The 12,613-nt window shown below is 37.9% G+C and carries 13 protein-coding genes; 2 read left to right on the top strand and 11 right to left on the bottom strand.

Going from position 1 to position 12,613, the window contains the following annotated elements; all coding sequences use genetic code 11:
- Window positions 1-163 precede the first annotated feature (163 nt).
- The 11 genes from EGI31_RS06330 to EGI31_RS06280 all read right to left on the bottom strand — a co-directional run bounded on the left by EGI31_RS06330 (window position 164) and on the right by EGI31_RS06280 (window position 11,125).
- Window positions 164-556, bottom strand: coding sequence for a transposase (locus tag EGI31_RS06330; RefSeq protein WP_255036345.1), 393 nt, complete (start codon window positions 554-556; stop codon window positions 164-166).
- Between the two features lie 86 nt (window positions 557-642).
- Window positions 643-1,119 carry a YdeI/OmpD-associated family protein gene (locus EGI31_RS06325; RefSeq protein ID WP_255036344.1) on the bottom strand — a complete coding sequence of 159 codons (477 nt, stop codon included), beginning with the start codon at window positions 1,117-1,119 and terminating at the stop codon, window positions 643-645.
- Window positions 1,112-2,056 carry a helix-turn-helix transcriptional regulator gene (locus EGI31_RS06320; RefSeq protein WP_255036343.1) on the bottom strand — a complete coding sequence of 315 codons (945 nt, stop codon included), beginning with the start codon at window positions 2,054-2,056 and terminating at the stop codon, window positions 1,112-1,114. Before EGI31_RS06320 ends, EGI31_RS06325 begins: the two co-directional genes overlap by 8 nt.
- A gap of 142 nt (window positions 2,057-2,198) precedes the next feature.
- Entirely contained in the window at window positions 2,199-4,961 is a 2,763-nt protein-coding gene (locus EGI31_RS06315) for a PQQ-dependent sugar dehydrogenase (RefSeq protein ID WP_255036342.1), read from the bottom strand.
- A gap of 160 nt (window positions 4,962-5,121) precedes the next feature.
- Window positions 5,122-6,663, bottom strand: a complete 1,542-nt coding sequence (locus tag EGI31_RS06310) for a DUF1501 domain-containing protein (protein WP_255036341.1) — start codon at window positions 6,661-6,663, stop codon at window positions 5,122-5,124.
- A gap of 4 nt (window positions 6,664-6,667) precedes the next feature.
- Entirely contained in the window at window positions 6,668-8,149 is a 1,482-nt protein-coding gene (locus tag EGI31_RS06305; RefSeq protein WP_255036340.1) for a DUF1800 domain-containing protein, read from the bottom strand.
- 77 nt (window positions 8,150-8,226) lie between these two features.
- On the bottom strand, window positions 8,227-8,784 hold the full coding sequence (locus tag EGI31_RS06300) for a DUF4136 domain-containing protein (RefSeq protein ID WP_255036339.1): 558 nt from the start codon (window positions 8,782-8,784) through the stop codon (window positions 8,227-8,229).
- Window positions 8,785-8,786: 2 nt separating this feature from the next.
- A complete protein-coding gene (locus tag EGI31_RS06295) occupies window positions 8,787-9,341 on the bottom strand; it encodes a DUF4136 domain-containing protein (RefSeq protein WP_255036338.1) in 555 nt (184 codons plus the stop codon).
- A 115-nt stretch (window positions 9,342-9,456) separates the two neighbouring features.
- A complete protein-coding gene (gene aroB, locus EGI31_RS06290; protein ID WP_255036337.1) occupies window positions 9,457-10,485 on the bottom strand; it encodes a 3-dehydroquinate synthase in 1,029 nt (342 codons plus the stop codon).
- Between the two features lie 29 nt (window positions 10,486-10,514).
- Window positions 10,515-10,910, bottom strand: coding sequence for a type II toxin-antitoxin system VapC family toxin (locus EGI31_RS06285; protein ID WP_255036336.1), 396 nt, complete (start codon window positions 10,908-10,910; stop codon window positions 10,515-10,517).
- Entirely contained in the window at window positions 10,910-11,125 is a 216-nt protein-coding gene (locus EGI31_RS06280; protein WP_255036335.1) for a DUF2281 domain-containing protein, read from the bottom strand. Before EGI31_RS06280 ends, EGI31_RS06285 begins: the two co-directional genes overlap by 1 nt.
- A 132-nt stretch (window positions 11,126-11,257) precedes the next feature.
- Here EGI31_RS06280 and rsmG point away from each other — a divergent pair, with 132 nt between their 5' ends.
- The gene (gene rsmG / locus EGI31_RS06275; protein WP_255036334.1) at window positions 11,258-11,887 is read left to right on the top strand and encodes a 16S rRNA (guanine(527)-N(7))-methyltransferase RsmG; all 630 of its coding nucleotides are present in this window, start codon (window positions 11,258-11,260) and stop codon (window positions 11,885-11,887) included.
- Between the two features lie 2 nt (window positions 11,888-11,889).
- Window positions 11,890-12,582, top strand: coding sequence for a hypothetical protein (locus EGI31_RS06270; RefSeq protein WP_255036333.1), 693 nt, complete (start codon window positions 11,890-11,892; stop codon window positions 12,580-12,582).
- The last annotated feature ends 31 nt before the right edge of the window (window positions 12,583-12,613 follow it).

Here is a 12,613-nt window from a genome sequence, read left to right as displayed (position 1 = left end):
AGTTCTCTAATCTGAAGTATTTGACCTACTATTAAGTATTCTAGTTCAGACCATTTTTGCTCATTCAATAAATTTTTATGATGTCCTTGACGAGTTATCCCACAATAGTTAAATAAAGATTCCATGGAGTGATTAAGGTTTTTCTTATTCATTCTAAAATATTCTAAAGTGGTACTTTGGTGTTTTTTTTTAAGTCAACACCAGCGTCTTTACTAGCTATTTCAATTAGCTTTTCAAGATAATCTATTTGCATTTGCTTTTGTCCCAATCGTTGCTCCAATGATGCTACTTTTTCCAAAAGTTCCGCAGTCTTTTGAGCTTCGCTATCTTTTTGAATTACCATTGTAGTTCCTTTTTTATGTTCGGATGAGTAACGATAGAGCCAACGATAAACGGTTACGCTACTAACTCCCCATAAATTGCAAAAAGATTTTATAGAACACAAACCCGAACTGATTTCTTGAACTTTTTCTCGTTTGAACTCCTCACTAAATATTCTACGTTGTCGAATGTTTAGTTTTGTACTTTTTTTAGAAATTAATTTTGCTTCGATCATAACATAAGTTGATTTTTTTGTCAACCTATTTTAGGCAAGCACATCCAATAACCAATAACCAATAACCAATAACCAATAACCAATAACTAAACGTCATACATTCGCTTTCCATCAAGCAGCCGGTCAATCATTTTATTAATTCTGTTGACTTTCGTATCCATATTTTTGGCTTCGGCAACCCAATCAATGTAGTATTTTTTGTTACTTTCGGTCATTTTGTTGAAAAAATCCAAGGCCTTTGGGAAGTCTTCTAAACATTCGAGGATTTCCTCTGGAACGAGCAATTCTCTATTGTCTAGGAACAAACAGACTTCAACAGTATCTCCTTCATTGATGTTATTTTTTTTTCGTAAATCCGCTTTCAATGGAAGCATATAGATGCCGTTTTTCATTGATGCTATCTTGTATTGCTCAATTTCAGCACCGTTTACGGTTCCTTTAACTTTTATCCAAGAAGCTTTCTTTTTCTCAGTGGAATTGTATTCAAGAATTACATAAGTCCAGCCGCCCTTACCTGGGAATTTCTGAACTTTTACTTTTTTATTGATGATGGGCTTATCCATGCAATCTAACTTTTACATTTTCAATTTTCTCAAGCACCATTTCTTTAAGAATGGCTGGCTCTAGAATGTCAGCCTCGCCACCAATGAGCATAAACCAGTGTGAGAATCCTTGCATATTTGAGGAAAGAAAGATCATTTCTATTTGTTCGTCCACTAAGCTTTCAGACACAAATCCCATATAAAAATGTTGATTACCTATGTATCTGTAGGCGTCTTTGTCTATCCTAATAACGATTTTGGTCAGAAGGTGTACTTTTGCAGTCTGAGTAAGAAATGAGGCAAAAGTTGGATGTTTTTTATCAAATCTTACCGGTAGTTTTTCTATTTCTCTAATTCTATCCAATCTGAAATTACGGTAGTCTTTTCGCAACCGACACCAAGCTATCAAATACCAATACTGCGATTGATTATACATTCCTATGGGTTCAATTTTCCGAGAGTTTTCCTCGAATTGTTGAGCACTGAAATACCTGATTTGAAGCACATTTTTGTCTATTATGGCTTGCAGAATATCACTTAATTTGGCATTTGAGGAGTCTGGAACATATGGGTTGTTGACTACACTGATATATTGATTGGCATCATCGAGTAGTTCTTTTTCACGGTGGCTAAGTACGGACTTTATTTTGTAAAGTCCTGATTCATAGTTTTTTCTTGTTTGGGTATCTCCAAGTTTTGCAAGTATTTTGTCGGCTGTAAAAAAAGCCATGGCCTCATCTGTAGTAAACTGGACGGGTGGCAATCTGTAATCTTTCATTAAAGAATATCCGATGCCTGCTTCGCTCATTATCGGAATACCAGCAAGTTCTAGCGTTCTTATATCTCTGTAAACAGTTCGCAAGCTTATCTCAAACCGCTCCGCTATTTCCTGAGCTTTCACAATTCTTTTTGATTGAAGCTGAATCAAGATGGCAGTAAGTCGGTCGAGTCGGTTCATTTTTGAATAATTCGATAAGGTTATCCAAAATTAGAACTATTTGATACTTTTCTGAAATTTCATGAGGCTAAATATTTTAGCTAAATGGGTATAAACAGAAAAAGCACCAACCTGGTGCTTTTTCTGTTGGGTAAACATATTTTTATTGGAAGAAACCCACTTCGCTCAGTTGCAATATCATATCAGATTTTGCTGCTTTCTCGTTCCTAAATACCAAATAAACATCATGTTTTCCATTTATGGCCTTGTTTAATGTTAACTTGGCTTTACTCGATCGGTTTCTGTTCCATTCAACCATATTAGTGCCAGCTGGTGGCCTCTCAAATGGAAATTCCTTTAAACCAATAAAATCGGATGTTGCCAAAAGTTGACCATCAACGCTATCAATTCTAAGTTCAACTTTTCCACCTACAGCACCATTTCGTGCATTTGCCTGAACAAAAGCAATGATTTCTTTTATACCGGTCAAATCAATGTTTTTGTAATATCCATAGGATTTATCACCAATTAATGAGAATGAATAGCCCGCAGTGGAGATAACTTGGGTGCTGAAAGAGCCATTAAGGTCTTGAGGACGTAGGTAATTAGGCCTCAAAACTATCATTTTTTCATTCAAAAGTGACTTGGTTTTCATTGCACCCTTGTCTTTGTATGCAGCTCTTAGAACAAAGCTTCCCGCCGTGCTTTCATAAACTGGATTTTCAGGTTTTATAGTTCCTGTCAATGCCAGTTTAGAAACATTGGCATTATTTGAAGCAAGGCTAAAGATATAATCTGCCATACGCTTGGCATTTACCTCGCTCAAATCAGGGTGTGCACTCATACCATGTTCTCCCCAAACACCACTACCGCCTTCTTTGATTTTTTTCACCAAATAGGTCATATTTTCAGGTGTATTTGGATATTTGTCTGCCACTGCTTGGTAGCTAGGTCCGATTGATTTGGTGGTGTATTGGTGGCACGACTTACAGTCAGAAGCCTCTATCAAATTGCGTCCAACGGCATAAGAAGCCATGTCGTCTGCACTTTTTTGTTTGGCTGCTATTTCTATCGGGTCAAAACCTTGTGGTAAATAGTCGAAGGTAACCGCCACTTCTTCTGGTTTTATCTTGTCGCCATCTTCTTTGTCTTTTACTTTTACTTTGTAACCAATTGGTTCTTTGCCAAAATAAAAAGTCTGATTGGCCGCCTCTAGTTCTACCTCAACCTCTGGAGCTGTATTGCCAGCAGTTATAGGAAGCGACAAGCTATTTTTAGCTCCTTTTGTGTCCGAAACTTCCAAAGTAGCTGTAAAGTTTCCAGCTGTTTTGAAAGTAAAACTTGGTTCTTTACCTGTTAGATTTGCCACAATGGCTTTCTTAGCATCAGTAATTTTCCATTTGTAAATCAATTTGCCTGTATCTTCTGGATCAAAATCATTCGAACCTTCTGCCGAAAACTTAACCGTTAGAGGCAATGCACCCGAGGTTTTATCAGCAGATGCGGCCACGTTTGGTTTACGATTGCCGGCATTGTATTCTATTTTTATGAGTTTAGAGTTGTCGTTACCTCTGAACCAAGCCGAACCGTATTCTAGCACATACATATCACCGCTAGGTCCAAAATCCATGTCAATAGCTGAACTGAAGCTCATATCCGGTAAAACTCTTTCCATAGATTGGTAATCCCCGTTTTCATCCATGGTGATAGCAAAAATCCAGCCCCTCATAAAGTCAGTGATCAACCATTTGCCTTCATAATAATCAGGCCACGGTCTTGGAGCAGTTTGAAAGTCCGCTTTACGAAACACCGGCCCACCAGTGGCACTTCTCCCCGAGGTGCCTAACTGAGGAAACTCTTTTGATGGTCCGTAAGGATAGTAGATCATCGCTGGTACTGGTTTTGGTAAATTTACCAGACCCGTATTATTTACTGAATTGTTGACAGGATTATTGACATCGAAAGGTTCGCCGTAGGTGCCGTCTGCTGAATTGTACTTTTTATAAGGGAAATTGTTTCCTATAAAGTAAGGCCACCCAAAGAAGCCAGGGCGTTTGGCTTGATTGAATTCGTCATAACCTTTAGGACCCCAAGTGGAATCTTTCGATGCATCTGGGCCAACTTCACCCCAATACAAAAATCCAGTTTTTGAATCCAAACTAGGTCTCCAAGCGTTTCTGTGTCCCATAGTATAAATTTCAGGGCGAGTTTTGGCCGTGCCGACTGGAAATAAATTGCCTTTAGGAATAGTATAAGTTCCGTTTGCTTCTGGATGAATTCTGAGAATTTTACCTCTCAAATCGTTCGTATTTCCCGGGGCTCTTTGGTCGTCTTCGTTCTCTTTGCCCGGAGTTTCTACCAGATTGGATGAACCTTGACGAGGATTCACGGTGTTATTTCCGACAGTTAAAAACAAGTTGCCGGCTTTGTCCCAAGTCATACCTCCGCCCGTATGGCAACACTCTTCTCTTTGGGTTTTAACGTCCAAAATCTGCTTTTCAGAAGCCATAACCAAGGTGTCGTTTTTCAAGGTAAATCTTGACAAAACGTGTTTAGATTCTTTTGGATGAGCATAATATAAATAAATCCAACGGTTTGTTGCAAATTTGGGATCAAGACTTACACCCATTAAACCTTCTTCAGCTTCGCGTACCTGTCCTTGTTTGTTGGTGTATTTTGTGTTGACGGTGATAAACCCAGCATCTAAAACCTCTTTGGTTTTTTCGTTGATGATTTTTACCCCACCTTTTCTTTCCACCACTATAATCTTATTTCCAGGCAAAAAAGCCATTTCCATGGGTTCGTCGAGCCCTTCTGCAAGTACAACTTTCGTGAAGCGATTCCAATCTGGGGGAGTAGGTTTATCGGCCAAGAAGCCAAACCAAGCTAAACCACTTAAAAACAAAGTAGAAAAAATCTTTATCATAGAAAAAAGGTTAATTAAGATTGAAAAAACCAAAAATAACAACATTTTCTCCAATTGAGACAATTATTAGATATATCAGGTTATTTATTAGATGATTGGGGGAGATTGTGGGATTTGGGAATACTTATGGTTGATTTAGAAAATTTAAAGAATTGATTTTTCAAACCCAAACTACCCTCAAAGTCTCTTTCTGTTTCCCTTTTAAAATTTCTAAAATATGGACGCCAGATTTTCCGAAAAGCTGAATTGGAATTTCAATTTGACCCCTTCCGACTTTGATATTTTGGAGAATTGGAAGCTTTCGGCCCAAGTTATCTATTTGATTTACAGTAAGAGGCTCATCAGAATCAACAAAAGTTTTTAAAATTACTCTTCCATCTGAGGAAGGGTTTGGATATACGCTGGATGAATTTTTGGGTTCATTTGCAAGAAGAATAGACGAACGCTTGGCCAATATTCCTCCCTCAACCTTGTCAAATCTCTTTCCTAATATTTGTGTAGTCGTATTTCCATCGCTTCCAAGCCATTTTGAAAGGACTTCATCATAAACCGAACGATAGTCATATTGATGAACAAAATCTTTGTTTTTATCTAAATTGTTGAAATCAAATGGTTTGCCATAGACTTTTCCGTTCACATCTTCGCCGAAAACAAACATTACGCCAGCCGCACCGTGGTCTGTGCCGTTGCTGTCGTTTTGGTTGGGGCGTCTTCCAAACTCTGAAATTGTCATTCCCAAAACATTTTTCGAAAGCTTTTGGGCTTTTAAATCAGCCATGAAATAGGATACCGCATTGCTTATTTCAGCTAATAAATTGGCATGTTTTCCTTCTGTTGTACCTTGTCCAGCATGTGTATCGAAACCATCAATGCTCAATAAATATACTTTGGTTTTCAAGCCACCAGAAATCAATCTAGAAACCAATTTCAGTTCATCTGATAGCTTTCCTTTTGCATATTCGGTGGTGTTTTTGCCTGCATCAAAAGCACTTTTTACGACTTTGCTGTATTTGTTGGACTGGATACTCAAATCTAAAAGAAAATTTCGCTCGTCCACATAGCCTCCAGAGCCAGTTAAAAAACTCTCACCAGAAAGTAAGTCTTTTCCTCGCTCATAAAAATCGTTGGGATTTTCTACAGAGATGCCTACATCTTCGCTGCCAGTAGAAAAAAGTAATGAAGACGAACTGCCGATGTTCAGGCAGTTTGGGTGCTCGGAACTTTGATTTATTCTATTAAAATATCTTCCAATCCAGCCGGATTCCAGTCTTTCTGCATCGTTGGTAGGAGTTATTCCGCTCAACCAAATATCTGTTGACCTAAAATGCGAGAGATTGGGATTTGGATATCCAATGCCTTGGATTACAGCGAGATTGCCATTCTTAAACATACCAAACATCCCTTCGTTTTTACCATTTTTTAAAGCTGGATTAAGATATGAGAGAGTGGTTCCTAGCTTCAAAGCTTTGGTTTTTGGAATATTTAGTGTTTTTCGGAATTTTGAGTAATACAAATCATTGTCTGCTGGAATCACTGTGTTTAGGCCATCATTTCCTCCAAACATCTGAATAATTACGAGCACATTGTCGTCAGGGTGATCTAGGTCGATGTTTTTTGCCCAAACAGGAATCTTGCCCAAACTAAAACTGGCTGAAACTGCGGCCGCAGCAGATGAGTATTTTATAAATTTTCTTCTGTTCATAGCTTTAGCATAAATGAAAGTCTGGAGATTTTACAAGAGAAATCATCAGAAGCTTTAGCCTAAATCCGCCTACTTCAGTGTTTTTAAGCATATTTGGCCATTCATAGTCTGGACTTCCGCCGAGTAGTTCTTTTTTGTATTTTTCTTTTTGAGCCGCGGTTGGACTTTTTGCAAAAAATAGCATCAATATCTGTTCAATGAGTTTATCAGAATTTTCCTTTTCGTCAAACTGGCCTGCCCAAGCTATCATTTGAGGATTGGTTTGGTTCCATACAAAATAGCCCATTTGTTGAACTGCAAATGGGAATGTCCGAGTATCGGCCCATTTTCTGTATCCTGGCCAACCGGCTACATTTGGTGGATTGAGTAATTCCTGTCCCATGGTCAACATCACCCATTCTTTCCAATCACCTTTCACGTCAAAGTGTTTGGTGATACCCACAATGGTTTCAGCTGGAGTTTTGATTTGAACACCTCTGACCGCCTCGCTAAAAAATAAATCTGATTTAAGTAGTTGACTAACAACGGGTTTGATTTCCCAATTGTTATCTCTAAATGTTTTGGCTAAGGTTTTTATTAGTGTGGCATCTTCGTCTTCGGGTTTACTGTAAACAAAATATCTAAAAAGTTTTTCACAAATAAACTCAGAAACAACCTCGGCTTTTCTGGTAAGTATTATGCCTATCAAAGTTTTAATTTCTTGAAGGGCAATCACTTCGGTTTTATTATTTGAAGTTCCTGGGATTGTTTGCCCTAAATAAATTTTTGAATTAAAGTCATGTTCTTCTGAGTTCAGGAAGGGTTGAAATAAAGGGTATTGTTTCCATTCTTCGGTGAAAATATTTACCTTCCAACCTGTGAAGACTTTGGCTCCTTCTTTTACATCGTCTTCAGTATAATGTCCAATCCCTGTAGTGTAAAGCTCAAGCAGTTCTCTTGAAAAATTCTCATTGGGGGCGGTTTTAGTACTGTCTTTACCGTTCAAAAAGAAAAGCATAGCTCCATCAATTGCTATTTTTTCTAATAATTCTCTGAAATTTCCAAGGCATAGATTTCTAAAAAGAATATTTTGACGGTACATAAGAGCGGCATGCATGGGGTCGTCGATGGCAAACTTCGTTGTAAAGTGCCCGTGCCAAAAGAGTGTCATTTTTTCTCTTACACTCAAGGTGTCTTTGGCCATTTCCTCTATCCACCACCGTTTTAATTCATAGTTTTCATCATACACTCTTTTATAAACTTCATCCACCACTTTCTGTTGATCAGCTGTAGGAAGTTTCCACCAAGTTTTGAAGCCGGAGTTCACCCAAGTAGGAGCCGTTGGTTTGGGATTGGTGCTTGCATTGGCCAATAGCATGTCCACTGCCGAGTCAGAATTTTTTCCAACAAATGATTTTATGACTGCCCAAGAAGTAGCATGTGTGGCTCTTCTTAATAAATGAATAGCATCGGCAGCACTGAGCGTGCGAGCAAAAGGACTAAGCATATTTTATTGGCTGGGAGTTTTTTAACAAACGCAAAAAACTGTCCAAAATTGAAGAATATTTGGATTATCTTCAAAGCTTAGATAGACTTGTTTAACTTGGATTTTTTCCAAGCCTCATCGGTAGCAAAGAGGGGATATTCTGTAAATATGTTGGCCACAATGTTTTTGAAATAACTTTTCTTGTGGGAGTTGTCGTTGAAAATCCCAGTAGCATAGCCACGCCAAACTATTTCTGAGGTTTTACCTTCTATCAGCGAAACCATTAAAGTACCTTGTTTCAAGCTATATTTGATAGGTTTGTAGGTATCGTTTTCGCTATTATTGTTCAGCCAATAATTGATATTAGGTTGTTCATATCCCGTGTATTTTATGGGATCATAGTAAACGAAAAAATTCACAAACAAGTCGGGTTTTTCATAGGAAAGCACGTAGCCTCTTGCTGCCATTTGTTGCCTGATGGCCTGTTGAACATCCTCACAAATATAATTGGTATCTCGTTGACACTCTACAAAACTATAGGTCTTGTAGTCTGTAAAACCCAAGGAGTATTTGTAATCGTGCTCTATAAACACTTTATTCCTTAGGCAACTGGTAGAAATCGCCGAAATGAGAAATAATAAAATTAACTTGTTCATGATTACATTTCAGTAATCTTCCGTGGTTTTTCTCCTGCGGCAAAAAGTGGGTATTGGTCAAAAATACTTCTAACCACAGAGCGATAGTAGTTTACTGGCTTATTGACTTGTTTATTGAAAACCCCAGAAGCATAACCTCTCCAAATCAAACGGCTACTTTCAGCATCGAGTAAAGACACCAATATCATTCCGCCACCGAAGTTGTAGGTTTGTACTTTGTAGGTTTCGTCGTTTTCATAACGGTTTACCCAACGCTCCATGGAGGGTTGAAAATAGCCTTTGTAACCAACACGGTCTTTGATAATGCTGTAGCTCACCAAAAGACCAGGTTTTTCGTCTGTCATTTTGTAACCACGGGCTTTCATTTGACGGCGGATGGCGTCCTGAATTTCTGAACAAATATCCGAGGTGTCGATTTCACAATTAAGGAAATTGTAACTGGTGTATGTAGTAAAGTCGGTGTCGTAACTGTAGTCATTGTCAACCATCAGCTTTAAAGAATTGCAACTAGTAAGACCTACAAACACAAAAAAAGTCAGAATAAAGATTTTTTTCATTCGGGTAATAAGTTTAGAATTCCAATACATACGTAAAACCAACAAAATCAGTTGCTTGTTTAAACAAATTTTGCAAAAAGAATTCCAAAATGCAAGTCAAAGCCTAAAAAGGTTTTTAATAGCCCGAATAATAGTTCAATGCTTTAATCATTTCTGATTTATTAATGGCCACATCATATTGACAAGAACCAATGCCATCGAGTAGGGAGGCTTTTACGACATTACCAATATTCTTCTTATCCTGCAGCGTTAATTTTACTATGTCCTCCATGTCTTCTTTTCTGATTTTAACGATACCATAAACTGCAAAAATAAACTCTTCAATCTGCAGCAAAGTGGATTCATCTATGAGTTTTTTGGTGAAAGAAATATATGCCTCGGCTATCATACCCGCTGCTATGGCCTCTCCATGGAGTAGTCTGTCTTTGCCTTTGTCGAGATAGAATGTTTCAATGGCATGCCCAAGTGTATGTCCAAAGTTCAATATTTTTCGGAGACCTTTTTCAGTTGGGTCTTCCTCAACAACCTGTTGCTTTATTTTAACGGAATGTTGAATCAAATCAGCCAAATTCTGATTTTCGAGGTCAACGGTTTTTATTTCGTTCCACTTGCTCTTATCTCTGATTAAGCAGTGTTTTATAATTTCTGCAAATCCAGATCGGATTTCGTTCTGCGGAAGTGTTTTCAAGAAAACATCGTCTATCAGAACAGTCTTGGGAAGAGTAAATACGCCAATGTGGTTTTTAAAACCTTGAAAGTCGATCCCTAATTTGCCTCCAACGCTAGCATCCACTTGCGAGAGTAGGGTAGTAGGTATCTGTATGAAATCTATCCCTCGTTTGTATGTAGCCGCACAAAAACCGCCCATATCGCCAATTACACCACCACCAAGATTAATAAGCAAGGCATGTCTATCTAGCTTATTTTTGGTCATTTCTTCCCATATTTGCTGGCAGGTCTCTAAGTTTTTATAGTGCTCACCAGCCTTGATAGTTATGACCTTATGGCTCGGAAGGAAACCTTTTAAAAGTAGATAACAATGTTTTTTTGTATGATTATCCACCAAAACCATCACTTTGGAGTAGTTTTTTTGTGCAAAAAATTGAGTGAGACTGTCGGAAATTGGGCTTATTGTTACTGACATTTATTGAAAATCAAAATTTAAAATATTTTTTAATAAATGACATTTATTATGTCATTGTAATTTGAAAATTGCTTATCAAAAGAGATAATTGGCATGTTTTCAACAGCCGAGGTGGCAATTAGCATTCTATCAAATGGGTCTCGATGGTTATCAAAAAATGGGATTTGGCTGTAAAAAATGATGTGCGAATTAGATAGTGGCAAAATATTTATGTCCTCTGAAATGACCTTTTCTATGAATGCATCCAAACTTGAATTCAATTCTAATTTGTTTAGTTTTATCTTAATGGCCATTTCAAACAATGAAATACAAGAAACGTAAATTTCATTATCCATATCTACAATTAACTCACGACATTTCTTTGAGAGTGAGAGGTTGCCATCAATGAACCAAATGATTGTGTGAGTGTCTAAAAGGATTTTCATCACATATATTCTTTGAGGTCATCTAAAGGCTCGTCAAAATCAGCACTCATGTTTTTTACAATTCCCTTTCCTATTCCAAATTCCCTCTTCTTTTTTTGAGAGGATGCCCTAACCTTGGTAAAAGTGACCAAAACTTCGCTCCTTTCTAGAGACGGCGGGGTCTCTTCAAGTGTTATTCTACCATTTTCATATATGCCTTTTACTGTAGCTAACATTGTATTTTTTTTTACAAATTTAACGATTAGTATTTGGTTCAAGAAAAAAAGTAGTAAAAAAGCATTTTAGTTTCTCCTAGTAACTTTTTTTTCATTGTCTTTAAAATTTACCTTTGTAAAAAAAATACACTTTTGGATAGCATAGATATCATTTTAAAATATTTCCCTAATCTCACAGACGTTCAAAAGGAGCAATTTGGAAGATTGGGTGAACTTTATGAGCTTTGGAATGGCCAGATTAACGTCATTTCAAGGAAAGACATGGAACATCTTTACGAAAAACACGTTTTGCACTCTTTAGGCATTGCCAAAGTATGCAGTTTTGTGGATGATACCGATATTTTGGATGTAGGTACGGGAGGCGGATTTCCAGGTATTCCGTTGGCTATAATGTTTCCAAACTGCAACTTCCATTTGGTGGATTCTATCGGTAAAAAGATTAAAGTCGTAAACGAAGTTGCAAGTGCTTTAGGCCTAAAAAACGTGAAGGCTGAACACCAGAGAGCTGAAAACATTCATGGAACCTATGATTTTGTGGTAAGTCGAGCCGTTACAAGGATGGCTCCGTTTGTAGACTGGATCAAACATAAATTCAACAAGAATCACTTCAATCCGCTTGACAATGGTATTTTATACCTCAAAGGCGGAGATTTGGCTGAGGAATTGGCCGAGGCAAAGCGAAAATACACCATGTACGATTTGCCAAGTTTCTATGAGGAAGAATTTTTCGAAACCAAAAAAGTGGTTTATATACCTTTCTGATTATGTCAGCCGTAGCGATAATAAATCCTGAAACTTCACAAATAAGCATAGAGGCCGAATTGGTTTTTTATGGAAAATATGCTACGGAAGATTTGGCTCAAAAGATTGTTTTGGAGATTAATCAAATGTGGAATGAGCCAAATGCAAAACTTCAGCTTGGCTCGACGCTTTTTGATATTGTTTTTGATATAAAATATACTTGTTTGGGTAATTCGGAGGTTTTGTCAAAGGTCTTGAATAACACCGAATATGCGGTAAATTTTATCAGAATAGAGGACAAGAACATAGCAGAACGTTCTATGATGGGTTTTGGACTGGGCGAAAACTCGGGACATTGGCTCATAACCGACCAATTGGGCGAAAGCACCACGGCTGCACATGAGTTTGGCCATGCTTTGGGCCTTCCTCATCCGGAGCAACTGGACTACAGATTTTCAGGAAATCCTCCCATAATGGCACCCCGAGGAACCATAGTAGATGCTGATTTTCAATGGAATCCTTTAGCGGAGGCAGGTGCTTTTGGCGGAACCATGCGGCCTATTTTCAGAAGAGTACGCAGTAGTGAAGTATTACTGGTCTTAAGGGGTCTGAATCCAGAAAACCTAGGGATTTTGAAGATTGGAAAACTTACCAATCAGCTTTTTGATGAAATCGGCAGGCCTGTGGCTTTGAACAAAGATTTAACGTTTGAATAACAAACCATCTGACCAAATTTGAGTCAAACCA

Origin of the sequence: Lacihabitans soyangensis, from assembly GCF_024343775.1 — a bacterium.
Taxonomy (GTDB): Bacteria; Bacteroidota; Bacteroidia; order Cytophagales; family Spirosomataceae; genus Leadbetterella; species Leadbetterella soyangensis.
Note: the sequence above shows the minus strand (reverse complement) of the source record. Positions and strands in the feature narration are given on the sequence as shown.